Raw genomic sequence first — 25,169 nt, forward strand, 5'->3', positions numbered from 1 at the left:
GAGCGGCCTTGTGTCGCGAAAGGGCTGCAAAGCAGCCCCAACAACCCCAAAGTACAAGACCGCACCAAGATGACCCACCCCACCCCCTGCTACCACTGCGCCCTGCCCGTCCCCGCCGGCAGCCGCTTCACCGCCGTGGTCCTCGGCGAGCCGCGGCAATTCTGCTGCCCCGGCTGCCAGGCAGTGGCCGAGTCCATCGTCGCCGGTGGCCTGGAGCACTACTACCAGCACCGCAGCGACACCAGCGCCAACCCCGAGGCCCTGCCCCGCCAGCTCCAGGATGAACTGGCGCTGTATGACCGCAGCGACGTGCAGCAATCCTTCGTGCGCCATGCCGGCGAGCTGGCCGAAACCATCCTGATGGTCGAGGGCATCAGCTGCGCCGCCTGCGGCTGGCTGATCGAGAAGCACCTGCGCAACCTGCCCGGCGTCGACGACGCCCGCCTCAACCTGTCCAACCACCGCCTGCTGGTCAGCTGGGACGACCAGCAACTGCCGCTGTCCAGGCTGCTGGCCGAGCTGCGCCAGATCGGCTATGCCGCCCACCCCTACCAGCCCGACCAGGCCGCCGAACAGCTGGCCCGGGAGAACCGCGGCGCCCTGCGCCGCCTGGGCGTGGCCGGGCTGCTGTGGTTCCAGGCGATGATGGCGACCATGGCCACCTGGCCGGAATTCAATATCGACCTGTCGCCCGAGCTGCACACTATCCTGCGCTGGGTCGCGCTGTTCCTCACCACCCCCATCGTGTTCTACAGCTGCGCGCCGTTCTTCAAAGGCGCGGCCCGCGACCTGCGCACCCGCCACCTGACCATGGACGTCTCGGTGTCGCTGGCCATCGCCCTGGCCTACTGCGCCGGGATCTGGACCGCGATCACCGGCAGCGGCGAGCTGTACTTCGACACCGTCGGCATGTTCGCCTTGTTCCTGCTCACAGGCCGCTATCTCGAACGCCGCGCCCGCGAGCGCACCGCGGCAGCCACCGCGCAACTGGTCAACCTGTTGCCAGCCTCGTGCCTGCGCCTGGACGCCAACGGCCAGGGCGAGCGCATCCTGCTCGGCGAACTGCAGTGCGGCGACCGGGTGCAGGTGCTGCCCGGCGCGGTGATCCCGGCCGACGGGTTGATCGTCGACGGCCGCTCCAGCGTCGACGAATCGCTGCTGACCGGCGAATACCTGCCCCTGGCGCGCCGCGTTGGCGACCGGGTGACCGGCGGCACCCTCAACGTCGAGAGCACCCTCACCGTCGAAGTCCAGGCCCTGGGCCAGGACTCGCGCCTCTCGGCCATCGTCCGCCTGCTGGAGCGCGCCCAGTCGGAAAAACCGCGCCTGGCGGAAATCGCCGACCGCGCCTCGCAGTGGTTCCTGCTGTTCACCCTGGTGGCCGCCGCCGTAATCGGCGTGGTCTGGTGGCAACTGGATGCGCCACGGGCGTTCTGGATCGTCCTGGCCATGCTGGTCGCCACCTGCCCCTGCGCCCTGTCACTGGCCACGCCGACCGCCCTCACCGCGGCCACCGGCAGCCTGCACAAGCTCGGCCTGCTGATCACCCGCGGGCATGTGCTGGAGGGGCTGAACCAGATCGACACGGTGATCTTCGACAAGACCGGCACCCTCACCGAGGGCCGCCTGGCCCTGCGCAGCGTGCGACCGCTGGGCCAACTGGACAGCGACCAGTGCCTGGCGCTGGCCGCCGCCCTGGAAAACCGCTCCGAGCATCCCATCGCCCGCGCCTTCGGCCGCGCCGCCCAGGCCGCCGAAAGCGTCAATGCCATGCCAGGGTTGGGTCTGGAAGGCGAGTTGGCCGGCCAGCGCCTGCGCATCGGCCAGGCCGCCTTCGTCTGCGCCCTCAGCGGCGCAGAGGTCCCCGCCGTGCCGGAGCCGCGCGGGCAATGGCTGCTGCTGGGCGACCGGCAAGGGCCGTTGGCCTGGTTCGCCCTGGACGACCGCCTGCGCGACGACGCCCAGGACCTGGTGACCGCCTGTAAAGCCCGTGGCTGGCAAACACTGCTGCTGTCCGGCGACAGTTCACCGATGGTCGCCGAGGTGGCCGCGCAGCTGGGCATCGACCAGGCGATCGGCGGCCTGCGCCCGGACGACAAGCTCGCTCGCCTCAAGGCCCTGCAAGGCGAGGGCCGCAAGGTGCTGATGCTCGGCGACGGCGTCAACGACGTGCCAGTGCTGGCCGCCGCCGACATCAGCATCGCCATGGGCAGCGCCACCGACCTTGCCAAGACCAGCGCCGACGCGGTATTGCTGTCCAACCGCCTGCAAGCGCTGGTACAGGCCTTCGACCTGGCCCGCCGGACCCGCCGCAATATTGTCGAGAACCTGCTCTGGGCGACGCTGTACAATGGCCTCATGCTGCCGTTCGCCGCGCTCGGCTGGATCACCCCGGTGTGGGCGGCGATCGGCATGTCGGTCAGTTCGCTGATCGTGGTGCTCAACGCCCTGCGCCTGACCCGGCTGCCCGCCGATGCGGCGCCGGCCGCGCGCGAGCCGGCGTCGCTCGAAAGGAAACCGCTATGCCCGCCCTCTACGTGATGATTCCCGCCGCCCTGTTGCTGGTCGGCGTCGCCGTGTACATCTTCTTCTGGGCGGTGGACAGCGGCCAGTACGACGACCTCGAAGGCCCGGCCCACAGCATCCTGTTCGATGACCAGGATCCGCGCCATCAGGCCGCCGTGAAGCCCGGGGCCGAACAGCCCGACGACCAGGACCCCTCGCCACGTGCCTGAACTGATTCCGCTCCTGGGCTCGGCGCTGGTCCTGGGCCTGCTCGGCGGCGGCCACTGCCTGGGCATGTGCGGCGGCCTGATGGGCGCCCTCACCCTGGCCATCCCACCCGAGCAACGCGGCCGGCGCCTGCGCCTGCTGCTGGCCTACAACCTCGGGCGCATCCTCAGCTATGCCGCCGCCGGCCTGCTGCTGGGCCTGGCCGGCGTGGCGCTGGCCAGCAGCCCGCTGGCCATCGGCTTGCGCGTCATCGCGGCGCTGCTGTTGATCTGCATGGGTCTGTACCTGGCCGGCTGGTGGAACGGCCTGACCCGTATCGAGGCGCTCGGCCGCGGCCTGTGGCGCCATGTGCAACCCGTGGCCACCCGACTGCTGCCGGTGTCCAGCCTGCCTCGCGCCCTGCTGCTGGGCGCCCTGTGGGGCTGGCTGCCGTGCGGGCTGGTATACAGCACCCTGTTGTGGGCGGCGAGCCAGGGCGATGCGCTGCACAGCGCGGCGCTGATGCTGGCGTTCGGCATCGGCACCTGGCCGGTGCTGCTGGCCACGGGGCTCGCGGCGGAGCGCGTCGGCGCCCTGTTGCGCAAGCGCGGCGTGCGCGTGGCCGGGGGCGTGCTGGTTATCCTGTTTGGTTTGTGGACGTTGCCAGGGCCGCACCAGCACTGGTTGATGGGACACTGATCGCGGGGCAAGCCCGCCCCCACGCCAGCCCCGCAACGGTCGCCAACTCACCTTGATACAAATCAACACGACTTCTTACATCCGCCCCTAGACTCCGGACACTGCAGCTCTATCCGGGGACCACCCACATGCTCGACGACCTACGCTGGGACGCCGACCTGATTCGTCGCTACGATCTGGCCGGGCCACGCTACACCTCCTATCCGACCGCCGTGCAGCTGCACGGCGAAGTGGGCTCGTTCGACCTGCTTCACGCCCTGCGCGAAAGCCGCCGCGCCACGCGTCCGCTGTCGCTGTACGTGCACGTGCCGTTCTGCGCCAACATCTGCTACTACTGCGCCTGCAACAAAGTCATCACCAAGGATCGTGGCCGCGCCGCGCCCTACCTGCAGCGCCTGGAGCAGGAGATCCAACTGGTCGCCTGCCACCTCGACCCGAAACAGGTGGTCGAGCAGCTGCACTTCGGCGGCGGCACGCCGACTTTCCTCAGCCATGTGGAACTGCGCCAGCTGATGGCCACCCTGCGCCAGCACTTCCACCTGCTGGACGACGACTCCGGCGACTACGGCATCGAGATCGACCCGCGCGAGGCCGACTGGTCGACCATGGGCCTGCTGCGCGAGCTGGGCTTCAACCGCGTCAGCCTCGGCGTGCAGGACCTCGATCCGGCCGTGCAACGCGCGGTCAACCGCCTGCAGAGCCTGGAGCAGACCCGCACCCTGATCGAGGCGGCGCGCACCCTGCAGTTCCGCTCGATCAACCTCGACCTGATCTACGGCCTGCCCAAGCAGACCCCGGAAGGCTTCGCCCGCACCGTCGAGGAAGTGATCCGCCTGCAGCCCGACCGTCTGTCGGTATTCAACTACGCACACCTGCCAGAGCGCTTCATGCCCCAGCGGCGCATCGACAGCGCCGACCTGCCGGCGCCGGCGGCCAAGCTGGAAATGCTCCACGCCACCATCGACCAACTGACTGCCGCCGGCTACCGCTACATCGGCATGGACCACTTCGCCCTGCCCGACGACGAACTGGCCATCGCCCAGGAGGAAGGCACCCTGCAGCGCAACTTCCAGGGCTACACCACCCACGGCCACTGCGACCTGATCGGCCTGGGCGTGTCGGCAATCAGCCAGATCGGCGACCTGTACTGCCAGAACAGCAGCGACCTCAACACCTACCAGGACACCCTTTCCACCGCCCAGCTGGCGACCCAGCGCGGCCTTTTGTGCAACCAGGACGACCGCCTGCGCCGGGCGGTGATCCAGCAACTGATCTGCCACTTCGAACTGGATTTCGAGGCGATCGAGCAGGCCTTCACCATCGATTTTCGCGGCTATTTCAAAGAGCTGTGGCCGCAGCTGCAGGCCATGCAGCGCGACGGCCTGATCAACCTGGACGCCAAGGGCATCCGCATCCTGCCAGCCGGCCGCCTGCTGGCGCGCTCGGTATGCATGGTGTTCGACGCCTACCTCGCGCAGCAGAATCGCCAGCGTTTCTCCCGGGTGATCTGAGGCGATTGAGGCGTTTCACCACATGGACAGCCCGCCTTTCGAGGCACACTATGGACAGTTGAACGGTAGCGGAACACCCCTTCCCTGCCGCCGCTAGCGTGCACCAAAAATGCGCACACTGGCCTACAGCCCATGCCGCAGGTTATCCTTACGGCTTATGTGTGCTTTCCCACAAGGATCGAAAGAAATGTCCGAGCCAGTAAAACTGCGCCCACACAACCAGGCCCACTGCAAGGATTGCAGCCTGGCCCCCCTGTGCCTGCCCCTGTCCCTGAACCTGGAAGACATGGATGCACTGGATGAAATCGTCAAACGCGGTCGCCCGTTGAAGAAAGGCGAGTTCCTGTTCCGCCAGGGTGACAATTTCGGCTCGGTCTATGCGGTTCGCTCTGGCGCCCTGAAAACCTTCAGCCTCAGCGATGCCGGCGAAGAACAGATCACCGGCTTCCACCTACCCAGCGAGCTGGTCGGCCTGTCGGGTATGGACACCGAGGCCTATCCGGTGTCGGCCCAGGCCCAGGAAACCACCTCGGTGTGCGAGATCCCCTTCGAGCGCCTCGACGAACTGTCGGTGCAGCTGCCGCAGCTGCGCCGCCAACTGATGCGGGTGATGAGCCGCGAGATCCGCGACGACCAGCAGATGATGCTGCTGCTGTCGAAGAAGACCGCCGACGAGCGCATCGCCACCTTCCTGGTCAACCTGTCGGCGCGCTTCCGCGCCCGCGGCTACTCGGCCAACCAGTTCCGCCTGAGCATGTCGCGCAACGAGATTGGCAACTACCTGGGCCTGGCGGTGGAAACCGTGTCGCGGGTGTTCACACGCTTCCAGCAGAACGGCCTGCTCAAGGCCGAGGGCAAGGAAGTGCACATCCTCGACCCGATCCAGCTGTGCGCGCTGGCCGGTGGTGCGCTCGAAACCTGATCGCCGCGTGAACAGGGTATACTGGCGCCGAGTTTTTCCAGGATACCCGCCCATGCACAGCGACACCTTCGACCTCAAAGCCCTGATCCGCCCGGTAGTGGACTTCCCCAAGCCGGGCGTGATCTTCCGCGACATTACCCCGCTGTTCCAGTCGCCGCGCGGACTGCGCTATGTCGCTGACCAGTTCATCGAGCGCTATGTCGAGGCCGAGTTCAGCCATATCGGTGCCATGGACGCGCGGGGTTTCCTGATCGGCTCGATCATCGCCCATCAGTTGAACAAGCCGCTGATCCTGTTCCGCAAGCAGGGCAAGCTGCCGGCCGACGTGTTGAGCGAGGGTTACCAGACCGAATACGGCGAGGCCTTCCTGGAAGTGCACGCCGACAGCCTCTGTGAAGGCGACTCGGTATTGATCTTCGATGACCTGATCGCCACCGGCGGCACCCTGCTGGCCGCAGCCAACCTCGTGCGCCGCACCGGTGCCCAGGTGTTCGAGGCGGCGGCGATCATCGACCTGCCGGAACTGGAAGGTTCACGCCGCCTGCAAGCGGCCGGGGTGCCGACCTTCTGCCTGACCGAGTTTTCCCTGAGCGAATACTGAGTTCGCCTTCAGAACAATCGCGGGGCTACAGCCAGCCCTTTCAAGGTGCTGAAAATTGGCGTCCGACTTGGAATTGCCGGGGCTGCTTTGCAGCCCCGGCAATGTTGAGCTGGAAACGTCATATCTCAAAAATCGCAAGACCTTGAAAGGGCTGGGTCTTACAGCGAAATCGGCCTGCGCCCGGCAAAGGCGTGCGCCAGCGTCCCGCCATCCACCAGCTCCAGCTCCCCACCCAACGGCACGCCATGGGCAATGCGCGTGGCGGTCAGGCCCTTCTCGGCCAGCAACTGGGCGATGTAGTGTGCAGTCGCTTCCCCTTCCACCGTGGGGTTGGTGGCCAGGATCACCTCGCTGAAGGTGCCCTGCTCTTCGATCCGCGCCATCAACTGCGGAATGCCGATCGCCTCCGGCCCCAGGCCATCGAGCGGCGACAGGTGTCCCTTGAGCACGAAGTAGCGGCCGCGATAACCGGTCTGCTCCACCGCGTACACGTCCATTGGCCCTTCCACCACGCACAGCTGGCTGTCGTCGCGGCGCGGATCGGCGCACTGCGGGCACAGCTCCTGCTCGGTCAGGGTCCGGCACTGGCGGCAGTGGCCGACGCCTTCCATGGCCTGGCTCAGGGCCTGGGCCAGGCGCGTGCCACCGCTGCGGTCGCGCTCGAGCAGCTGCAAGGCCATGCGCTGGGCGGTTTTCTGGCCGACGCCGGGCAGGATGCGCAGGGCGTCGATCAGTTGGCGGATCAGGGGGCTGAAGCTCATCTCGGCGGGCCGTCCAATTTCAGGAAACACAATGAACAAGGGAGCAACGTCCCACAGGTCGTTGCTCCCCGGTGTGAAGCGATCAGCCGATCAGAACGGCATCTTGAAACCAGGCGGCAGTTGCATGCCGGCGGTCATGCTGCCCATCTTGTCCTGGCTGTTCTGCTCGATCTTGCGCACGGCGTCGTTCAGCGCGGCGGCGATCAGGTCCTCGAGCACTTCCTTGTCGTCCTCGTCGGTCGACATCAGGCTCTGGTCGATGCTGACGCGCTTGACGTCGTGGCGACCGGTCATCACCACGCTGACCAGGCCACCGCCGGACTGGCCGGTGACTTCCGCGTTGGCCAGCTCTTCCTGCATCTTCTGCATCTTTTCCTGCATCTGCTGGGCCTGCTTCATCAGGCCGGCCATGCCACCTTTCATCATGGGGGTATACCTCGATTGGGTCATGTGATGCGGCCCCGCACAGGCGGGCCGCATGGTTATCCGTTATTGGCCCTGGCTGGCCAGGGCATCTACAGGCTCAATAGTATCCTGCCTGACCGTCGCGCCGAACTGCCGGATCATCTGCTGGATGAGCGGATCCTGCTCGATCGATACGACGGCGTCATGCTGGCGCTCGGCGCGCTTGCGCGAGGCCGCCTGGGCCGGCGTTTCCTGCTCGGGGCGAATCAGCTCGATCTTCAGGCGGATCTCGCGGCCCAACTGTTGGTTGAGCGCCTCATTCAGTCGGCGCTGCTGGGTCGAGTTGAACAGCGCGCCCTGCCCCGGGTCCAGGTGCAGCAGCCAGTCATCACCATCAGCGGCGATCAGCGTACAGTTTGCGGCGATGTTGCCTGTCATACCGGAGACAGGCAACTGTGGGAATAATTCCAGCCATTGCAGGGCCAGCCCGGTCGCCGGCATGGCCGCCGGCAGCGGCTCCGGCGCCTGGACGGGCGCCTCTTCCTGCACGTGCTCGGCCAGCTCGTCCAGGTAGCTGAAGCCGGCCGGGTCGCTGTCGGGCGTGTAGTAGTCCTCGTCTCCCGGCGGCTCGTCGTCACGCTCCATGCCCGCCGGGCTGTAGGCCGACGGATCGAACGGCGGCTCGTCGTAGTCCGGCTGCGGTTTGGCGGCTTCGACCTCAGGTGCAGGCTCGGGCGGCTGCTCGGGTGCAACCGGCGCCGGCGCGGCAACGGGCTCCTCCCACGGCAGGTCGATGACCTCCTCGACGGGCTGCGGCTGTGGCTCGGGCTCTGGTTCCGATTGCGGCGCCTCGACAACCTCGGCAACGACCGGCACTTCGACGACTGGCGGCTCGGGCTGCTCGGGTGGCTCAGCCATGGGCACCGGCGCGACCGCTTCAGCGACAGGGCTGGCGACAGCGGGCGGCGCCACGGCCACAGCCGCCGCTGCCACCGGTTGGGCCGGATCAGCTGTGGCCTGGCTGATCCCCAACGGCTTTAGTAGCGGCTTCGGCGCATCGTCGGTGTCGGCTGGGCGGAACGCCAGCATGCGCAGCAGGACCATCTCGAAGCCGCCACGCGGGTCCGGCGCCAGCGGCAGGTCGCGACGGCCGATCAGGCCCATCTGGTAATAGAATTGCACATCCTCGGCCGGCAGGGCCTGGGCCAGCGCCAGCACGCGCTCACGGTCGCCCTGGCCGTTGTCAACCGCCTCGGGCAGGGCCTGGGCGATGGCCACCCGGTGCAACACATTGAGCATTTCCGACAGCACGCCGTTCCAGTCCGGCCCTTGTTCGGCCAGGTCGCGCACCGCCTCCAGCAATGCCCGGGCATCACCTTCAAGCAACGCCTGCAGCACCCCGTACACCTGGCCATGATCGAGCGTGCCGAGCATCGCCCGCACGTCGGCAGCCAGCACCTTGCCCTCGCCAAAGGCGATGGCCTGGTCGGTCAGGCTCATGGCATCGCGCATCGAGCCATCGGCAGCGCGGCCGAGCAGCCACAGGGCATCTTCCTCGAACGGCACGTTCTCGGCGCCCAGCACATGGGTCAGGTGCTCGACCACCCGTTCCGGGCTCATGTTCTTCAGCGAGAACTGCAGGCAGCGCGACAGGATGGTCGCCGGCAGCTTCTGCGGGTCGGTGGTGGCGAGGATGAACTTGACGTAGGGCGGCGGCTCTTCCAGCGTCTTCAACAAGGCGTTGAACGAGTGGGTGGAGAGCATGTGCACTTCGTCGATCAGGTAGACCTTGAAGCGCCCGCGGCTCGGCGCGTACTGCACGTTGTCGAGCAGTTCGCGGGTGTCCTCGACCTTGGTGCGACTGGCGGCGTCGATCTCGATCAGGTCAACGAAACGGCCTTCGTCGATCTCCCTGCACACCGAACAGGTGCCGCACGGCGTGGAGGTGATGCCGGTCTCACAGTTCAGGCACTTGGCGATGATCCGCGCGATGGTGGTCTTGCCCACGCCCCGGGTACCGGTGAACAGGTAGGCGTGGTGCAGGCGCTGGTTGTCCAGGGCGTTGATCAAAGCCTTGAGCACATGGGTCTGGCCGACCATTTCGCGGAACGAGCGCGGACGCCATTTACGTGCAAGAACCTGATAACTCATCAAAAAACCATCGTGACCGGAGCGGGCGGAAAGAGCGCTAATGCTAGCGGAGCGGGGCCGAAATTGCACCCTGCCGATCTCGTCTAAGCTCATAGGCGGGCACACCAGCGGCAGATCAGGGAGGATGAGGCGTGCGGCGAGTCCTGGCCATCCTGTTACTGTGGACCACCCACGGCCTGGCGCAACCGCCGGTGCTGCGCTTTTCCGTCGCCGAGAGCTGGAGCATGCCGTTGATGCGCACCGAGGACCAGCAACCGGTGGAAGGCATCCTGTTCGAGCTGATGCAGGCCATTGCCCGGGAGACCGATGCCCGCCCGCAATACCACGTGATGGCCCGCCTGCGCCTGCAAGAGGCGATGCAAGCCGGCGAAATCGACGTGCGCTGCTATGTCTCCACCCAGTGGCTGACCGACCGGCCGGGCGACTACCTGTGGAGCATCCCCATCATCGAGCAGCGCGACCTGCTGATCGGCCGCCCCGGCCACAGCGGTCCCACCCGCCCGGAAACACTGCCGCCGCAGGCCATCGGCACCGTGCTCGGCTACACCTATCCCACCCTGGAGCCCCTGTTCAGCCAGGGCCGCCTGCAGCGCGAGGACAGCCGCAACCAACTACTGGCCCTGCAGAAGCTCGAGGCCGGACGCTTTCGTCACGCGATCAGCAACCAGCTGTCATTGCAGTGGTACAACCGCTCACTGCCACCGGGGCAGCGCCTGCAAGCCTTGGCCGTGCTGGAAGAGCAAGCGCTGGGCTGCATGGTGCGCAACGATCCCCAACTGCCGACCCAAGGTGTGCTCAGGGCGCTGGTGCGGATCAAGGAGTCCGGGGAGATGCAGCGAATCGTCGAGCGGTATACCGATGGTCGCCAGCCCCGCCAGTTCGCCGATGACCAAGGGCCTCAAATACCTGCTGCCACGACACCCAGCGCCGCCAGGTAGAGGCCGATCCCGAACACGCAATGCGTCACCAGGCTGCGCAGACAACTCTTCAAGGGCGATGGCGTATTCGCAGCGAAGTACCCTGCACCCAATGCAGGCTGCACCACCACCAGCGGCACCAGCACCGAGACCACCCCGAACAGCAACGCGGGCCACAGGACCGGCGCCAGCAACCACCCCTCCCCGGCAATAGCCACCAGCAGCGCCGCAAACACCAGCCCCGTGGCGTAGTGGAGCAACCAGCCCCACGCCAGCTCACCCCTGACCGGCGCGGCCTTGCCGATCGCCACATGCCGCCAGCGCCCCGCGAACAGGTGGCCCGCCCAGCGCCCGACCAGCGCGTAGTTCAGCGTGGTGACGCCCAGGCGCCTGAGCAGCAGGGTCCACAGGTCCATGACCAGGGTGGCGCCGATGCCGATAAGCAAAATGGAAAATGCGAGAGAAGAAGCGCTCATGACGAAAGCCCTTGGCGGATTGACGGAAAGGTCGATGCCAAGCAGCATGCAAGTTGAAGTCAACTTCAAGTCAAGGGAGCTAAGATGGACATTGCCGATGTCGCCAGGCGCACCGGAGTGCCGGCGTCGACCTTGCGTTACTACGCGAACAAGGGCTTGCTCACATCGCTCGCCGGCCATGGCCAACGGCGGCAATTCCCGGCGGATACGCCAGAACGCCTGGCCCTGATCGCCCTGGGCCAGGCGGCAGGCTTTTCGCTGGACGAAGTGGCGGCGATGCTGGATGAGCAACGGGTTGACCGAGCGTTGCTGCTGGTCAAGGCCGATGAGATCGAGCAGAGGATCAAGCGCCTGCAGGCGATGAGCAAAGGGCTGCGGCATGCGGCAGTGTGCCCCGAGGAGAACCACCTGCAATGCCCGACCTTTCGGCGACTGATGCAAGTGTCGGCCAGCAAGGGCAAGCGTGGGAGTCGCCCTGTCCCGCGATAAGGCCCGCCAGACCACAGTACGACAGCGGGCTCAGTAGCCGTGCAACTCGCGGAACGGCTGGCCCTTGTGGTAGTTGATCCACTCTTCCACGTCATAGGGCAGGTACAACTGCCGACGCGCCCGCGACAGGGCGATGTACACCGCGCAAATCCGCGCATCGAAGGCGTAGGCGTCCTTGAAGCGCTGGGTGGTCATCAGCTCCGGCGTCAACAGCACCTGATCGAACTCCAGGCCACCGGCCTCCTCGGCCATCAACAGCGTGAGGCTGGCAGGCTGCGCGGCGACCCGCGCGTCCAGGCCGGTCAGGTCGGCAAGCTTGAAACCCGCCTCCAGCCGCGCCTCGACCCACTGGAACGCGGCATCGAAACGCTCGGACTCGCGCACCTGCTGCCAGTCGAGCAGGTGCGCGAAGTACCCATGCGGCCCTTCGGCGTCTTGTCCCGGTGCATAGAACGCCGCCCTGAACAGGCCAATCGCGGTGACCATGAACCGTCGCATGTCAGGCCAGTCGGGGAAGTTCAGCAGGCAGTTGGACTCGGCCATCTCCATGGCCCAGCGCATCGTGTCCCAGCGCGAGGCGGTCAGCACCACGCAGCCCTCGGGCGGGACGAACCCTTCGGGGAAGTGCTCGATGCCGACATCGACATGCCGCGCCGCCTCGAACGCGACCTTGGACTTCTTCGAGTGCACACCGATCAACGGGTTGATCAGCCGTTCCACCTTGGGCCCGGAGCGCACGGCGAAGGCCATGTCCTTCTGGCGCACCTGACGCTCGCGCCTGACCACCTCGCCGTAGGCCTTCTGGTACTCGTCGCCCAGGGTGATCAGCACCTGGCGGCCACGCTCGATAACCTGCAGCAGCGAGGCCGGCACGTCCTGGCTCTCGTCGATGATCACATGGCTGAAACGCGCGGGCACGCTGCAGCCACCCAGGCTGGCGCGCTTGAGCAGCAGCAACGCCTCGAACCCGGTCTGCGCGCCCCAGGTCGGCTGCGCCTCCAGGTAACGCCACAGGCGGCTGGCGTACTCGAGCAGCACCTGGGCATCGAGGCCGGACAGCGCCTGGCGAAAATGCGGCAGGTGGCGGCTGGACAGGCTGTAGTCCCGCGACTCGCAATAGTTGCGCAGCACTTCCAGGCAGATATCCAGGGCGTGCTCGGCGTCGTACTGGCGCAGCCCGACGATCCCCAGCTCTTCGGCCAGCCGGCGCTTGCCGGGGCCGCGCTGGGCCGTCCGGGCGGGAACCGGCCGGGTGTCCTTGAGCAGGGCCCGGGCGAACTGGCCAAAGGTCATGCCGACCTTGGCCTGGGCATCCAGCCCCATGCGTCGACGCAGGGTACCAAGCTTGGCCGGCGTGCGCGCCAGGGCCAGCACCCGGCCACGGGGCAGGCATTCCATCAGCGCGCCGAGCAGGTAGCTCTTGCCGATCCCGGCGTAGCCCTGCACATGGATGTCCTCGTCGAGGTTGGCCTGGATGACCTTGAGCAGCTTGTCCTGCTCGACGGTCAGCCAACGCTCGCTGTCGAAGCCAGTGGTCACCCGCTGGCTGAACGGGTTGTCACTGTGGTGCAGGCGGATACGGTAGTCAAAATCCCACTTGCCGTCCGCCAGCAGGTACTCCCGCGCCTGAACCTGTTCGGCATCGAGCAGGCGCAGCTTGGAGCCCTTGATCACCTCGAGACCAAAATAGAGCTTGCGCGCATCGAACAACCGACGGGCCTCGGACAGCAAGCCCACGCCAGGCGAGTGCGCGCCATCGACCGCCCATGCCAACAGCTTGCCGAGCACCTTTTCCGCCGCCCGCGCATCGACCTGGCCCTGTGCCTGGGCCAGGTTCTGGATCACCAGTACCGCCGCCAGCTCCGGCTCGCCCAGGGCGTCAAGCGCAGGCGCGCCCTCGGCCTGCAGCAAGGCCTGGCACACCTCTGCGCTGACCGGCAGGTACACCGGATGGGAAAAATCGAAGTGTTCGGGCTGCATGTCGGTATGGGTCCGGGGATCACTCAAGATTTGTCGGATTCAGCGGCCTGCCCCACCACCAATTCGAAGCGGTAGGCCCCCAACGACCCCGACATGTCGCCGGGATAGCTGACACCCACCCGCGGTGCGTCGAGTACGCCATCGAGCTCATGCAGCGCCAGTTCCAGCAGCTTGCGCAAGTCGCGCACCGACTGCGCCGACACCTGCACCTGCAGCTCGAAGGCCGCCGCGTCAGCCGTTACTGCCACCGGCACGACCGCTGCCTCGAGAATACGCTCGTGTTCTTCTTCCATCTGGTCGAGCACCTGCGACAGCTCCAGCACACGCTCGGGGCTGGCGGCCATCTGGTCCTTGATTTCCAGGCGGCGCAGCTGCCACTCGCGGATCTTCTGGCGGGTGAGGTCGTCGACATGTTCCACGGTCGCTATCTCCTGGCCGAATGGGCCAACACGATGGGATGCATGATAAGGCGCTGCGCGGGATCGTGCAGGCGGAAAACGGTGCGAGGGTGTAAAGAAACGCGTCTGATGGGCGACGCCTGACAGGTACGCCGGAAAATTCCTGCGCCCAAAATGGAGGCGGCCCCACCAGCCACACCCCGGCACTCGATGTTCCCGCTATGGCTGCTCCCTTCCGGGCCATGCCGAGTAGCATGCAAGCACGCTTTGCAGGCTTGCCGAAAGCCGCGCTGCGTCTGGGTTGGTGACAATTTTATGGGGCTCTACCGACATTCGTTTCAGGCCGCAGAGTGTACCTGAAGCAACGCTCAAAATCTTGGGGTGTGATCAGAATTGTTCCACTCAATTGGTCCACTTCACTGGTCCACTCTGGTGTCTTCCATGTCCTATATTGTCCGTCGTCAGTCCGTTTACTACCTTAACCTTCGACTACCGAAGTATCTGTTTCCGACCCGTCAAACCCTACGTATCAGCCTTGGGATCAGAGAGCGGCAAGCCGCCACGTTTCTCGCTAGCACACTGGCCCAGCAAGTACATCACCACCTCAGCGAGCACCCGCTAGAAGACCTCCAGACGCTACGTGCGCTGTGCACGCAGTGGCGAGAAGCTACCCCTCAACGAATCATCCAGAGTGCACCACGGAGGGTTAAAACCGTCGCACCACGGAGCAATGGCCCGACCCTCGCCTCTCTGTCGAAACTCTATATTGAGGAAGGCAAACGGGGCGGCACATGGCGGCAGGGCAGCGCCGAGGAAGTGGAGCGTGCATTGTCCGATCTGTTCGAGCTAATGGGCGATATGCCCGCTGAATCCTTCGACGTCCAGCAAGCCCGACTGCTAAAGGAACGACTCAGCCGGTGCCCCCAGTACTTCGGCTTACGGCCCGAGTTCAAAGGAAAGACCCTGAAGCAGGTGGTAGAGTCGGGCAGTACGTACAAGACCATCACCGCCGTCACCGTGAACAACCGGCTACGGAAGCTCACTGCCTTCATGAACTGGTGCAAGGCAAACGGATACATGACCGATAACCCACTTGCCGGGATGAAGGTGATGACGGGATCGGCCAAAGACGCACGACTGTCATTTGACCGCGAAGACTTGGCTGTTCTACTCAACCTCGACTCGCTGCGCGCAGATGCCCGCAAACACCCTTGGCGATATTGGCTGCCCCTTCTGGGACGAACCACAGGTTGCCGACTGGAAGAACTCTGCCAACTTCGAGTGGATGACATTACCGAGCACCAGGGCATCGCGTGCGTTCGGATAGATGACAAGCGTGACGATCAGCAGCTGAAGAATGCCAGCAGTCGCCGAGTACTGCCCCTACACCCAGCCCTGATCGACCTTGGCCTGTTGCTGCACGTGGAGTCTGTCAGGGCCACAGGAGCTGATCGGCTATTCCCCGAACTGGAAGCAGTGCGGGGTAAGCTGGGCCACGCACCATCGAAGTGGTTTGGCCGCTACAAGACAAAGCTGGGCATCGTGGACTCACGAAAGACGTTTCATAGTTTCCGCCACACGCTGATTGACGATCTGAGGGAAGCCGGGATACAGGACTCCCTTATCAAGAGAATCGCAGGCCATGAGGACGGAGCAGTAACGTTTAGCATCTACGGCAGCCGCAGCCCACTCAAAGCAATGTTCGAAGCCATTACGAAGATAGAGATAGGGCATCCTGCCTTGACAACTAGCTCGACCATCACACGACTCAACCAAACGTAGAGAACCTCAACTCGATGAGCATGAAAAATAATTGACAAAGTTGTGCCATGCATGCCACGGATATTGACAAATAAGCTTTATTTTGTTATAATATCAAATATAAGAGCTTGACTTTGTTACACTCTTTTCGAAGAAAACCCAAGAACCCCCGTAGCTAAGCAGGCATTGGTTAATTAGGCGTTTTACTTCACTAATTGATCTAGCCAAACTTAGCCGCACCCGCTCCATCACCCCCTTCCGTGAAGAAGCCCCTAATTACCAACGAATGATCTAACAGTGCACCTGCACCACGGTATCGCTTGGCAATTAGGGGATTCTTCATGCCCAATACAAACTAAAGCGAGGTATCAAAAATGAACCCCTACATTCAGGGGCGGCACTGTGTCGTCTGCAATTCAGCAATTAATCCTACCAGCCGCTCTCATCGAAAAACCTGCTCCCAATCTTGCCGAAGTAAGCTTTCAAGAGCCAGCAAGAAAGACGGCCTTTTAGTACATCTTCGTTTGCCGGTACTCCAATACACCAGCCTTGTCATCGCGACCCTATCTGCAGGGAAGGGCTTAGGGGAATACATCATCGATGCACTACCAATCCAAAGAAAAAATCATGAACAACACTGTGGAGAGTTACAGCAATGACTAGCAACAGCAGCGTAGAGGCGTTCGTACGCGGCTTGCGAAAAGCAACCGCCAAGCGAAAGGCGATTGTTCATACGGGAACCGTGTGTAACGACGAGACTACCACAAGGGAACAGAAGGCAGAGACATATCGTGCCAATCGGCTGAGTTCTATCCTTAACCATATGCGTAAAGTAAAGGAGCAAGACAATGAGTAACAAGGCAAGCAAAACAACCATTCACGGCGTTCCGCCTAAATGGTGTGACGTGCAGTTCAATCATAGGCTTCGTGTGCGGCTGCATGCATATGAGAACACCAGCGAATCTACTATTATCGTGTCTCATCCACTTGAGCATGACTGGCTAAGGCTGGTCGCAAATAAGGTGCATGAAGGTTACATGCTTGACCGTCGCTGGCCGATTACACATGCCGAACTTACACATGCTGTACCAATGATCAAACCGCAGTCTATACAGGACGAAGAAAAAGAGGTATTGAAAGCTCAAGTCAAAGCGGACTACGTTGCTTACTTGCAAGCGTCTTGTGATGAGTACAAAGCACAGCTGACACAACAGTTACTGGAAGCAGCAGAAGAAAGAGATCGACGTAAAGCTCAGGAAGCAGCAGCCAAACGTCGTCGAGATGCAGAGCGTGAGGCTGCTGAGTGTTTTGGCGAGCTTATAGTTCCTGATGGCTTCCCTGAGCAGCCAGAGCCGATTGGTGCTTTGTTCAGCTTGGAACAAGGAGGGCGAGGATGAATGTCCTGACCCTCCACTGGCCCAGCAATTCGATTCATGCCGGGTATGGGAATGTCAGTGCTGACGAGCGATTGATTATTGATCATCGCTACAAGGGTAGACAATGGCATGTGATGTCTGTCTGTCCCAGGGTGTTCGAAAAGTATCAACACTTGACGACCAAGCATGACACTGTGTCTGTTTATCACTTGGTGAGGATCAGTAAGGCGTTTCTCGCAGCAGTGAAGCACCTATCACCACGCTGGCGTTGTAACCGGATGGTCAACCTACATTGAGGAAGGCTTGATGATGTGTCTTGCTGAGCTATCAGAAAAGCCCCGATCATTAACTGGCGATGAGCTTGTGGTGGTCGGGGCTTTTTCGTCTGTGAACGCTTGGTTTGAAGCCATGGACTATTGGTGAATTCTTGCTTGGAAACGTATTTTCACGACCTCTCTAAGTTTTATTAGAGTTCTCTAAGAGATTTTCTGCTGATTTCATTTAGATAATCTGTCAAGACGTGTTCATGTTTTTTTGGTTGCTGTATGATTCGCCCCTCATTCAGCATGCCACCCTCCACACGACCGCTTTCGTAAAACGAATTGCGCATCGTAGATGGCTTTGTCATGCCTGTGATTTAAACAGTTACACCCACACCAAATCGGCACAACCCGAGAGGAATGCCTATTGAACTGAACGAAAAAAGGAGAATAGAAGTAATGGCAAATATTGGTGCTACATATGAAATTAATCTGGAGAATGAAGTAGTACGACTGTACGAAGTGGACGGCTTGTCGATTGCGAAGATTGTAAGCGCTACTGGAGTGCGAGAACGCCGCGTCAAGCAACTAATCAAGGGTAAGATTAAAGGTGCTGGCGTGCTGACAAACTTGGACAAGGCATCTGCTGCTGTCTACGACCATGCAATTTCAAGTTGCGGTATTTCAAATGATGAACTCAGAACCATTTGTCATGGCATCTACGGAGTAACTTGGAATACCGGTACTGGCAAGTATGATTCCAACCTGACTCAAACTGAGATTGATAAAGTGAAACGTAAGGTTAGAGACTTGGCAGTTGCGAGCAGCGAAGTGGCGACATTCCGACCAAGTTGGATGAATCCTCTACACGCCACCGCCTGCCGGGAGTGGATGGAGTCTTTTGCTCTTGAAATGCGAACTCGCTATGAAGAGGGCATGACCGAGTTTATGGAGCGTTTTGCAGTTCCTGTTGTAAATTCGGACGAAGGCGACCGGTTACTGTCTGTGCAATATTACAGCGGGATGAGTCACATTAAAGCTTTAAGTACCGGCCTTGGGTCAGAACCTTTTGAAAAGCTACTGAGTCGAACAAAGGGTATTGCTGATCGAATCGACGGCACGGAAGACTTGCCAGCACCGGCTAGGCCACAGGGAAAGCTGCGGCAACTGATTCCTGAGCCAAAACGGGAATGCTATGACCCATTCTTCGATGAGATTGAGCGGATGGAGCTAGCACTACAGCTTGCAGCCTAACGTCCCGTCATGTTGACCTTATTAAGAGTCGGACGGCTCGGACGACGATTAATAAGGGGGCTGTCTTCTGTGGAGATTGTCCACAGGATAGGTTTTTCTTCAAGGTGAAACCTTGGGTGGATTATGAAGGATAGGTGAGAGGGAGAAGGGACAAGCTCCCTTCAGAACCAAGAGCATGTATACCTGTGTGCTTACACACAGATAATTTATTCTTCTGTGCTTCAGCACAGAAAAGGTCAAGAGCTGGACAGGCTTCACTGATCTGTCCTTCTGAAGAGCATTCGCACTCTGTGCTCACTTGCGGACACTGATGTGTGCAAGTAGATGATCGCATTCGCACGTAGTGCAATTGTATGCCTATGTGCAATGCACATGTGACTACGCTCTCTCTTATGTGCCTGTGTGTGTAACACACGATTAACAGGTGCTAGTCATGCGAACATGCTCCACATCTCCTGCAGGGAGATACGAGCAATTTGGCTACACCTTTGATTCTGCTTGATGTCGCTTGCTTGCGTGCCAAGCACAGGCTGCTTTCACATCAATTGATCTTGATCCATCTACGCTTTAGTCATTTCCTGATCAATTCACAGACGCAAGTAGACCTGAAAGCTCCTGCAAAGCTATTGCAGATGCGTTCTCAATGAGTTTATGAGTAGGTATAGACAAGAAGGGAAAGCGCCTCCTATGCGAGCAGGAGAGCTCTCAGCTCAAGATGAGGATGCTATGTCGAGTGCGGATCAATAGGAAGAAGGGCGTCTGTCAGGCACTGACAAGAATGCGATTTTGAATTTTCGTTGCTTACCCACCACAACTTCGCACTCGTTCGCGGGTACTGAGGTGATGATGGCAGTCGCTTGACCGTTGATAGGCGGTGTCTCACTTCCACCGTCACACAGTAGATGACTGCCATCCCCCTTACACAAGCAAGGGCTTTACTATTCGTCAGTAGGAGGAAGGACGGATGTCCAACATTGGTTGGAATGCAATTCTGAATGTTTGTTTTTCACCAACCTCAAGCCATGTTGCCACTTCCCTTTTGAATTGAGCGTTCCCTGAACAAGGTCCAGCCCCTTGAGGGTCGGAGCCGACACCAATGAGCCTTCTGCCGGGCTTCACATAGAAGCTGGCCTTCTCGCCATTATCTAGTCGAGCGACAAGCTTCCCATCAAGGTAGATACCAAAGAAACAATGACCACCCTGTGCAGCTCCTTCACGAATCACAGTGACCGTGCCGTCCTTACCTTGGTCCTCTGCTTGCAGTGCAAGAAGTCGGTTAGCCGGTGCGGGAGTAGCCTCACCAATGGAGGGCGGTGCAGCACAGCCGCTGAGGAATGCTATGGTGGCAGCTGCAATAAATGGTCGCATGAATCCTTCCTTTAAATCAGTAAAGTATATATGAGATTGATTGTGAGACATGCAGTGCTAATCGATCACATACCTTGCTCTGCAATGCACTTGGTTCGCTGCCTCTCAGCAAATTCGTGAGCAACAAGCCCCGCTCGCTCAGAGCTTACAAGCTCAACCTGATATGCTTCATCAATCAGCTTATATTGGCGCATCCGGCTGCTAGGACTGGTCATATGATTGTCTACGATGTCTTTCAACTCATGTTTAGGTGTGGATAGCTGACGCATTTCCATCGTGCTATATGCTTGGGCACTCATAGCGTCGCATAGCGCTGCTACCGCTTCAGCCTCAGATTGAGAGCCCTGAGCTTGATTGGCGTACAGACCCAGTGTGATCGGGACCACCCCCACACCAGCGATGACCTTCTTTATCAGCCCTTCATAGGTTTTGGCAGCATTGGCCCGCTGTCCTTCGGTCCTAGCCGGCTTTACCCCAAAAAATCTTGAAACCGTCATCAATTACCCCAAGTCGTCATGTCCTCGAAATTTGGACGATGTCTCACACTCAATCCCTGATCGATCCATCGCGCGGAGCCATCATCCCGATTGGGATCGTGTCATATCTTTTTGCTTTTTCACAGTATATTGTGAAGACCTTGCCACTCCTCACACCCGAAAGTCCGCCCTACATCAGAGGGGGCATGGATTGGATACTGGATTGGCATTTGGAAAAGCTCTTCGTAAAAGAAGAACGGAGGCAGGGCTCACGCAGGAGCAGTTGGCCCTCGAAGCTGACATTCAGCGGAATTACGTCAGCCTCATTGAACGCGGAGTGAATCAGCCCACTATCACCATCATTTTCAAGCTCGCCTGGGCGTTAGGGTGTCGCCCATCATCCCTTGTAGAAGATGTAGAAATCCTGACCAGCTCAGGCTCGCAAAGCCACCCTGACTGAACGGTGCGAGCCACCAGTCGAATCCGTGATCACACCACCCTCAATCGTTCATGAGCGACGTGGAGAACGGGACGCCTAGGCTGGACATTGTGCAGCTCCGAGACTTAGGTAAGGTACTGGGAATCAACCTCCCAGAGCTGGTGCAAGAGCTTGAAAACGCAATCACGGCAAGCTACGAAGACTGAACCAACCTCATAGGACGCCCCATCATGGACGACCGCTCCTCAAGCACTGCCGATACCCTTGAGCTGCTGCACATCAACCAAATCGCCATCCGTGCGGCTATTGAAGAGGTGAGCTTGTGGATCATGCAGCGTGGATCAATAGACGTGCATGACAACGTTCTAAACATCCTGCAAACCCTCGACACCAATGCCGAATCCATCGCATCAGGTATCGACTCGCTCCGATCCTAAGGTTTGGAACACCGAAAATTAAACTGCACGAGGCATCTACAACCATGCCCGGAAAACTGCAACACTCATTGGCAAGCGGAATTACCGTAAATTTCGGCTACTACCCAGTACGCAGCGATATGAAGACTGAAAGGTTTTCCATCCTGACCCTACCAGATCACGAGGAAACCGTATCCTTAATCGCCGAAGATAAGAACATCATCGACGGCTGGCTCTACCCGGGGCCACAGGAGCGATTGAATTTCGTGAGCGGAATTGTCCGACCCATGCCCTATAGCAGCCGCATCTTCGGACTGCCTAAAACCCACGCTCTGACCCTTCATAGAAACAAGGACCAAGACGACCTCGACTTCATAGTCTGGTGCCTATCCTTGTTTACTGGCATGCGTCTGACAACTACAGAGGCAGGCTTTCTTGATGCGACCCCCGTTAAGCCGCACAAACTCGTTGACTTCGCCCTTAACTGTCGCACCCTAATCGAAGCTGTGCATTTGGCACTCGATTTCCTAGAGCAGGAACGCGACGCTCATCGTGCACCCAAGAGAATCGCCGCAGTCATCCACGCTTTGTTCTTGGCCCAGTACCCACAGAGCCTTCCTTTTGAGCGGTTTCAATACCTCTACATGGCATTAGATGGCTGTTTCAAGCTTCTCGAAGTCAAGGAGAAGACCAACCTACGAGTGCCTCATGCACGACGAATCCAATGGATGTGTGAAAAATTCGACATCCCCATACCCGAATGGGCAGAAAGCAAAGCAGGTGCTTCACCCCTATCAATCGCCCGTAACGATGCCATCCACGAAGCCCTATTCTTCGATGAGCCTTTAGGGTTCTCGATTTACGGTGGTAATAAGCCCGATGGAAACCCTACCAACGTCACCCTGCAAATGAAGGCATTGGTATGTCGACTTCTGGTTGCCATCCTCGGAAAGGCTAATACCAAATATGTCAAATCCCCAGTCGATAGCCGAATGCTACATAGGCTTGACTTGTCAGATCGTGTCACCGGCTAACGCTGGGACGATGCCGAGGACAGTGAGCCCATTTGGGTATACATCAGGCAGTACATCTTGGCGACCTCATGGCAGCCGCCACCCTGCACCTATAATATAATTTGACCACTCTAAGCGGTACACCTATAGTCGGTACATCCAAAACGATACAGGATGGATTCAATATGTTCATTCGCGGCTACCTTCGGGCATCGGCACAAGATCAAGATGCAAACCGCGCACGTGCCGCTCTGTCAGAGTTCGCTAATGCACACGATCATAAGGTCGCCGCGTTCTATGTTGAGAACGTGTCTGGTGCAAAGCTGGAGCGTGACCAACTTAATAGGCTGATCGATGACAGTCATGAAGGTGATGTGCTGCTCATCGAACAAGTGGACCGCCTGTCTCGTCTCCAAGCTGATGACTGGGATGATTTGAAGGCTCGCATTAAGGACAAGGGCATTACCATAGTTAGCCTAGACCTACCCACTAGCCATGCAGCCTTGGCCAAATCAGATGCGGCTGATGACTTTACTAAAGGCATGATTAATGCCGTCAACAGCATGCTACTCGACATGCTGGCCGTGGTTGCTCGTAAGGACTATGAAGACCGTCGCCGCCGTCAAGCTGAAGGTATCACTACTGCAAAGGCCAATGGTGTGTACAAGGGACGAAAAACTGATAAAGCCTTGCATGAGCGAATCCGTATGGCCCTTGAGGCCGGTCAGAGTCTTCGCAAGACAGCAACCGTTGTTGGTTGCGCTCTCAGTACCGTACAGCGAGTACAGAAAGAGATGAAAGCAGCCGCCTGAGTATATCCCTGTATAGCAAAGCCTTGCCAACACAACCGTGAGCTACGCATAGACTCACTCGCCTCGCTGCGGCCCTCTTTAGAGCTATGACGGGGCCATGTTATGTGCTATACGGATTCCCATAAAGTATTGCACTCCAGTGCTTGTACAAATGGAAAAGGTTAAGTGCAGTCACCACCCCGCAGGGATTTTTGCACTGGATGTGTTTTCGCATGATCCAAATCCAAATTTTTGAATGAACGGGGGATTAGGTTTTCACTGGGATGCTCGCAGGTATGAAACCATCTGAGTGACTGCTGCACATGGGCAAAGCTACTACCACCGCAGATGCACTTGAGCTGCTGCCCCTTAACAAGATGCCATACGGGAAGATATCAAGGACGTCAGCGCATGGATACACCACCGAAGTTAGGCAAATGCTTCCGACAGCATGATAGTCTTGTTAACTACCCTAGATACAAATGTCGATGTTGTAGACTAAGCGATGGATTCCTTTGCTTATCATCGTCGCAAGGTGAGTTTAATGCATGTCCAGCAGCATTGAAATGCAAACCACCTGCATTACCGTCTCTGAACCTATCCTAAAGGACCCGGTATGAACATTCCTGAGAATTTTCTAGAAGACATCCAAGACAACCCAAGCCGAGTAGCCTTCGACATATGTGAATATGTACTAACAGTGGTCGACGGTGAGCAAGGTTGGAATAGGTCCATACACGAATTATTACAAGAGTGCTACGCACTTATCGTTGCCCTGGATGAAGCACAGCTAATAAAGTTTGACTTCTACTTGAGCGATGCCTCCGATGAAGACCTTGGGACTGCTTGTGGAATCATGGCCGGCGGTATTGCTCAGGTTAGAGATGCTTTGGAGAAAGAACTATCTAGCCACCGATTTGACTCACTCAAGAAGAAATTTGCAGGAATCGTGACAAAAACCTTTTCTTATGAATTTACAGATGGCGACGTTAGCAGAATACAAACATTAATAAACGAGTTGCGCCAGCTAATTACAGATAATACCGAACTTGAGGATCAGCATAAGCGCCGACTATTAAAACGACTAGAAAAGCTGCAATCTGAAATGCATAAAAAGATGTCTGACCTCGATCACTTCTATGGCCTAACGGTGGAAGGAAGCGTTATGCTGAAAAAGGTCGGAGGAAACCTGAAGCCTATCGTTGATCGGATCAGTGAAATCACAAAAATCACATGGGCAACTCAGTCTAGAGCTGAAGACCTTCCATCTGGTAGTGAACCTCCCCTACTTGGGCACGAAGGCGACCCGCATTCACTAAAGTAGGTTAAATTTGTAATCATCAGGGAGACACACCGGCATGCTTCTCCCTGATTACACCTTATCTATCCAAATAATTTAAATGATCATTGCTGTCGCCACAAGTGCGCTACAGCTATCCCACCAAAGTCTCGGCCAGAGAAAGCATTTGACCTGACCCCATCCTTTGAGGGCTTATCACCTCCACTCCGCATTCTATGGTTAATCGCACAATATCTACCTGAGCATAGTTAGAACTGAGCTGCCGCATAACTTCGACCTTTGCACCTGCCATAATTAGAAAGAAAGAGCATTCAGACTGGAAGGCATGCAAGATTATGTCAGGTACTCATAACGAGGCGTTGAAAGAAACATTGAAACTCGGTACAAAAAATCCAGCATGGCGAAGTGGTGGCAAATGCAATCCACACAGTCGAATGCTTAACCCCAACTGAGCTCATAGAGAAACAGCAAAACCACAGTCCAAGTCAGTAATTTCAAATCTACCCGAGACAACCATCTGTGGAGTTCTCTTTGTTTATGGCATGGTGATTAACGAAGATATTGCGAACAAGAACTAATGGGTACCCGACAGCACCGCAGCACCGCAGCACCGCAGCACCGCAGCACCGCAGCACCGCAGCACCGCAGCACCGCAGCACCGCAGCACCGCAGCACCGCAGCACCGCAGCACCG

The 25,169-nt window shown here is 59.3% G+C and carries 25 protein-coding genes; 17 read left to right on the forward strand and 8 right to left on the reverse strand.

Annotated features, from left to right (window positions below; all coding sequences use genetic code 11):
* The first annotated feature begins 69 nt into the window (after positions 1-69).
* From AC25ND_RS02570 to AC25ND_RS02595, 6 genes are all read left to right on the forward strand, one after another.
* Positions 70-2,541, forward strand: a complete 2,472-nt coding sequence (locus AC25ND_RS02570) for a heavy metal translocating P-type ATPase (RefSeq protein WP_069017295.1) — start codon at positions 70-72, stop codon at positions 2,539-2,541.
* Positions 2,523-2,735 (forward strand): cbb3-type cytochrome oxidase assembly protein CcoS, encoded by a 213-nt coding sequence (gene ccoS, locus AC25ND_RS02575; protein ID WP_062362516.1) that lies wholly within the window; start codon positions 2,523-2,525, stop codon positions 2,733-2,735. The genes AC25ND_RS02570 and ccoS overlap by 19 nt, the downstream gene beginning before the upstream one ends.
* Positions 2,728-3,411 carry a sulfite exporter TauE/SafE family protein gene (locus AC25ND_RS02580; RefSeq protein WP_062362519.1) on the forward strand — a complete coding sequence of 228 codons (684 nt, stop codon included), beginning with the start codon at positions 2,728-2,730 and terminating at the stop codon, positions 3,409-3,411. Before ccoS ends, AC25ND_RS02580 begins: the two co-directional genes overlap by 8 nt.
* A 128-nt stretch (positions 3,412-3,539) precedes the next feature.
* Positions 3,540-4,922 (forward strand): oxygen-independent coproporphyrinogen III oxidase, encoded by a 1,383-nt coding sequence (gene hemN / locus AC25ND_RS02585; RefSeq protein ID WP_028692868.1) that lies wholly within the window; start codon positions 3,540-3,542, stop codon positions 4,920-4,922.
* A gap of 187 nt (positions 4,923-5,109) precedes the next feature.
* Positions 5,110-5,844 (forward strand): Crp/Fnr family transcriptional regulator FnrA, encoded by a 735-nt coding sequence (gene fnrA / locus AC25ND_RS02590; protein WP_088851748.1) that lies wholly within the window; start codon positions 5,110-5,112, stop codon positions 5,842-5,844.
* A gap of 52 nt (positions 5,845-5,896) precedes the next feature.
* Complete coding sequence (locus AC25ND_RS02595; protein ID WP_028692867.1) at positions 5,897-6,445, forward strand: adenine phosphoribosyltransferase; 549 nt, start codon at positions 5,897-5,899, stop codon at positions 6,443-6,445.
* 158 nt (positions 6,446-6,603) lie between these two features.
* Here the strand turns inward: AC25ND_RS02595 and recR are convergent, their stop codons facing one another.
* The 3 genes from recR to dnaX all read right to left on the reverse strand — a co-directional run bounded on the left by recR (position 6,604) and on the right by dnaX (position 9,762).
* Positions 6,604-7,206, reverse strand: coding sequence for a recombination mediator RecR (recR, locus tag AC25ND_RS02600; protein WP_186596120.1), 603 nt, complete (start codon positions 7,204-7,206; stop codon positions 6,604-6,606).
* A 90-nt stretch (positions 7,207-7,296) separates the two neighbouring features.
* A complete protein-coding gene (locus AC25ND_RS02605) occupies positions 7,297-7,632 on the reverse strand; it encodes a YbaB/EbfC family nucleoid-associated protein (protein ID WP_028692865.1) in 336 nt (111 codons plus the stop codon).
* 63 nt (positions 7,633-7,695) lie between these two features.
* Entirely contained in the window at positions 7,696-9,762 is a 2,067-nt protein-coding gene (gene dnaX / locus AC25ND_RS02610; protein WP_186596118.1) for a DNA polymerase III subunit gamma/tau, read from the reverse strand.
* A 131-nt stretch (positions 9,763-9,893) separates the two neighbouring features.
* Between dnaX and AC25ND_RS02615 the strand changes: the two genes are divergently transcribed.
* Positions 9,894-10,700: a substrate-binding periplasmic protein gene (locus tag AC25ND_RS02615; RefSeq protein ID WP_028692863.1), complete on the forward strand. Its 807-nt coding sequence runs from the start codon at positions 9,894-9,896 to the stop codon at positions 10,698-10,700.
* Here the strand turns inward: AC25ND_RS02615 and AC25ND_RS02620 are convergent.
* The gene (locus tag AC25ND_RS02620) at positions 10,661-11,155 is read right to left on the reverse strand and encodes a DUF2938 family protein (protein ID WP_062362568.1); all 495 of its coding nucleotides are present in this window, start codon (positions 11,153-11,155) and stop codon (positions 10,661-10,663) included. The two genes, AC25ND_RS02615 and AC25ND_RS02620, sit on opposite strands and share 40 nt — an antisense overlap.
* 84 nt (positions 11,156-11,239) lie before the next feature.
* Between AC25ND_RS02620 and AC25ND_RS02625 the strand changes: the two genes are divergently transcribed.
* Positions 11,240-11,644 (forward strand): helix-turn-helix domain-containing protein, encoded by a 405-nt coding sequence (locus AC25ND_RS02625; RefSeq protein ID WP_028692861.1) that lies wholly within the window; start codon positions 11,240-11,242, stop codon positions 11,642-11,644.
* A gap of 30 nt (positions 11,645-11,674) precedes the next feature.
* Here AC25ND_RS02625 and AC25ND_RS02630 read toward each other — a convergent pair whose 3' ends face one another.
* Positions 11,675-13,624: a hypothetical protein gene (locus AC25ND_RS02630; RefSeq protein WP_186596116.1), complete on the reverse strand. Its 1,950-nt coding sequence runs from the start codon at positions 13,622-13,624 to the stop codon at positions 11,675-11,677.
* A 23-nt stretch (positions 13,625-13,647) separates the two neighbouring features.
* Complete coding sequence (locus AC25ND_RS02635; protein WP_036986831.1) at positions 13,648-14,043, reverse strand: hypothetical protein; 396 nt, start codon at positions 14,041-14,043, stop codon at positions 13,648-13,650.
* 420 nt (positions 14,044-14,463) lie between these two features.
* On the opposite strand from AC25ND_RS02635, the gene AC25ND_RS02640 reads away from it, so the two are divergent.
* The 4 genes from AC25ND_RS02640 (at position 14,464) to AC25ND_RS02655 (ending at position 18,673) form a co-directional block, all read left to right on the forward strand.
* Positions 14,464-15,804: a site-specific integrase gene (locus tag AC25ND_RS02640; RefSeq protein WP_486976079.1), complete on the forward strand. Its 1,341-nt coding sequence runs from the start codon at positions 14,464-14,466 to the stop codon at positions 15,802-15,804.
* A gap of 353 nt (positions 15,805-16,157) precedes the next feature.
* Positions 16,158-16,442 carry a DUF2116 family Zn-ribbon domain-containing protein gene (locus AC25ND_RS02645; RefSeq protein WP_486976080.1) on the forward strand — a complete coding sequence of 95 codons (285 nt, stop codon included), beginning with the start codon at positions 16,158-16,160 and terminating at the stop codon, positions 16,440-16,442.
* Positions 16,443-16,631: 189 nt separating this feature from the next.
* Positions 16,632-17,180: a hypothetical protein gene (locus AC25ND_RS02650; protein ID WP_486976081.1), complete on the forward strand. Its 549-nt coding sequence runs from the start codon at positions 16,632-16,634 to the stop codon at positions 17,178-17,180.
* Between the two features lie 659 nt (positions 17,181-17,839).
* Positions 17,840-18,673 carry a hypothetical protein gene (locus AC25ND_RS02655; protein WP_486976082.1) on the forward strand — a complete coding sequence of 278 codons (834 nt, stop codon included), beginning with the start codon at positions 17,840-17,842 and terminating at the stop codon, positions 18,671-18,673.
* 945 nt (positions 18,674-19,618) lie between these two features.
* Here the strand turns inward: AC25ND_RS02655 and AC25ND_RS02660 are convergent.
* Positions 19,619-20,092 (reverse strand): hypothetical protein, encoded by a 474-nt coding sequence (locus AC25ND_RS02660; protein WP_486976083.1) that lies wholly within the window; start codon positions 20,090-20,092, stop codon positions 19,619-19,621.
* Between the two features lie 14 nt (positions 20,093-20,106).
* Positions 20,107-20,538 (reverse strand): hypothetical protein, encoded by a 432-nt coding sequence (locus AC25ND_RS02665; protein WP_486976084.1) that lies wholly within the window; start codon positions 20,536-20,538, stop codon positions 20,107-20,109.
* A gap of 202 nt (positions 20,539-20,740) precedes the next feature.
* Between AC25ND_RS02665 and AC25ND_RS02670 the strand changes: the two genes are divergently transcribed.
* The 5 genes from AC25ND_RS02670 to AC25ND_RS02690 all read left to right on the forward strand — a co-directional run bounded on the left by AC25ND_RS02670 (position 20,741) and on the right by AC25ND_RS02690 (position 24,500).
* The gene (locus tag AC25ND_RS02670) at positions 20,741-20,977 is read left to right on the forward strand and encodes a helix-turn-helix domain-containing protein (protein ID WP_486976096.1); all 237 of its coding nucleotides are present in this window, start codon (positions 20,741-20,743) and stop codon (positions 20,975-20,977) included.
* A gap of 209 nt (positions 20,978-21,186) precedes the next feature.
* Positions 21,187-21,393, forward strand: a complete 207-nt coding sequence (locus tag AC25ND_RS02675) for a hypothetical protein (RefSeq protein WP_486976085.1) — start codon at positions 21,187-21,189, stop codon at positions 21,391-21,393.
* Between the two features lie 44 nt (positions 21,394-21,437).
* Positions 21,438-22,406 (forward strand): hypothetical protein, encoded by a 969-nt coding sequence (locus AC25ND_RS02680; protein WP_486976086.1) that lies wholly within the window; start codon positions 21,438-21,440, stop codon positions 22,404-22,406.
* 164 nt (positions 22,407-22,570) lie between these two features.
* Entirely contained in the window at positions 22,571-23,197 is a 627-nt protein-coding gene (locus tag AC25ND_RS02685; RefSeq protein WP_486976087.1) for a recombinase family protein, read from the forward strand.
* Between the two features lie 595 nt (positions 23,198-23,792).
* Positions 23,793-24,500: a hypothetical protein gene (locus AC25ND_RS02690; protein WP_486976088.1), complete on the forward strand. Its 708-nt coding sequence runs from the start codon at positions 23,793-23,795 to the stop codon at positions 24,498-24,500.
* The last annotated feature ends 669 nt before the right edge of the window (positions 24,501-25,169 follow it).

This window comes from Pseudomonas sp. P110(2024) (assembly GCF_057480795.1).

Coding starts and splice junctions, on each gene's coding strand:
- AC25ND_RS02630 (WP_186596116.1), bottom strand. CDS start 13,624: ATGCAGCCCGAACACTTCGATTTTTCCCATCCGGTGTACCTGCCGGTC.
- fnrA (WP_088851748.1), top strand. CDS start 5,110: ATGTCCGAGCCAGTAAAACTGCGCCCACACAACCAGGCCCACTGCAAG.
- AC25ND_RS02660 (WP_486976083.1), bottom strand. CDS start 20,092: ATGTCTCACAATCAATCTCATATATACTTTACTGATTTAAAGGAAGGA.
- AC25ND_RS02625 (WP_028692861.1), top strand. CDS start 11,240: ATGGACATTGCCGATGTCGCCAGGCGCACCGGAGTGCCGGCGTCGACC.
- AC25ND_RS02645 (WP_486976080.1), top strand. CDS start 16,158: ATGAACCCCTACATTCAGGGGCGGCACTGTGTCGTCTGCAATTCAGCA.
- AC25ND_RS02690 (WP_486976088.1), top strand. CDS start 23,793: ATGAACATTCCTGAGAATTTTCTAGAAGACATCCAAGACAACCCAAGC.
- AC25ND_RS02605 (WP_028692865.1), bottom strand. CDS start 7,632: ATGATGAAAGGTGGCATGGCCGGCCTGATGAAGCAGGCCCAGCAGATG.
- recR (WP_186596120.1), bottom strand. CDS start 7,206: ATGAGCTTCAGCCCCCTGATCCGCCAACTGATCGACGCCCTGCGCATC.
- AC25ND_RS02655 (WP_486976082.1), top strand. CDS start 17,840: ATGCCTATTGAACTGAACGAAAAAAGGAGAATAGAAGTAATGGCAAAT.
- AC25ND_RS02675 (WP_486976085.1), top strand. CDS start 21,187: ATGGACGACCGCTCCTCAAGCACTGCCGATACCCTTGAGCTGCTGCAC.
- hemN (WP_028692868.1), top strand. CDS start 3,540: ATGCTCGACGACCTACGCTGGGACGCCGACCTGATTCGTCGCTACGAT.
- dnaX (WP_186596118.1), bottom strand. CDS start 9,762: ATGAGTTATCAGGTTCTTGCACGTAAATGGCGTCCGCGCTCGTTCCGC.
- AC25ND_RS02650 (WP_486976081.1), top strand. CDS start 16,632: ATGAGTAACAAGGCAAGCAAAACAACCATTCACGGCGTTCCGCCTAAA.
- AC25ND_RS02640 (WP_486976079.1), top strand. CDS start 14,464: ATGTCCTATATTGTCCGTCGTCAGTCCGTTTACTACCTTAACCTTCGA.
- AC25ND_RS02665 (WP_486976084.1), bottom strand. CDS start 20,538: ATGACGGTTTCAAGATTTTTTGGGGTAAAGCCGGCTAGGACCGAAGGA.
- AC25ND_RS02595 (WP_028692867.1), top strand. CDS start 5,897: ATGCACAGCGACACCTTCGACCTCAAAGCCCTGATCCGCCCGGTAGTG.
- ccoS (WP_062362516.1), top strand. CDS start 2,523: ATGCCCGCCCTCTACGTGATGATTCCCGCCGCCCTGTTGCTGGTCGGC.
- AC25ND_RS02570 (WP_069017295.1), top strand. CDS start 70: ATGACCCACCCCACCCCCTGCTACCACTGCGCCCTGCCCGTCCCCGCC.
- AC25ND_RS02685 (WP_486976087.1), top strand. CDS start 22,571: ATGTTCATTCGCGGCTACCTTCGGGCATCGGCACAAGATCAAGATGCA.
- AC25ND_RS02620 (WP_062362568.1), bottom strand. CDS start 11,155: ATGAGCGCTTCTTCTCTCGCATTTTCCATTTTGCTTATCGGCATCGGC.
- AC25ND_RS02680 (WP_486976086.1), top strand. CDS start 21,438: ATGCCCGGAAAACTGCAACACTCATTGGCAAGCGGAATTACCGTAAAT.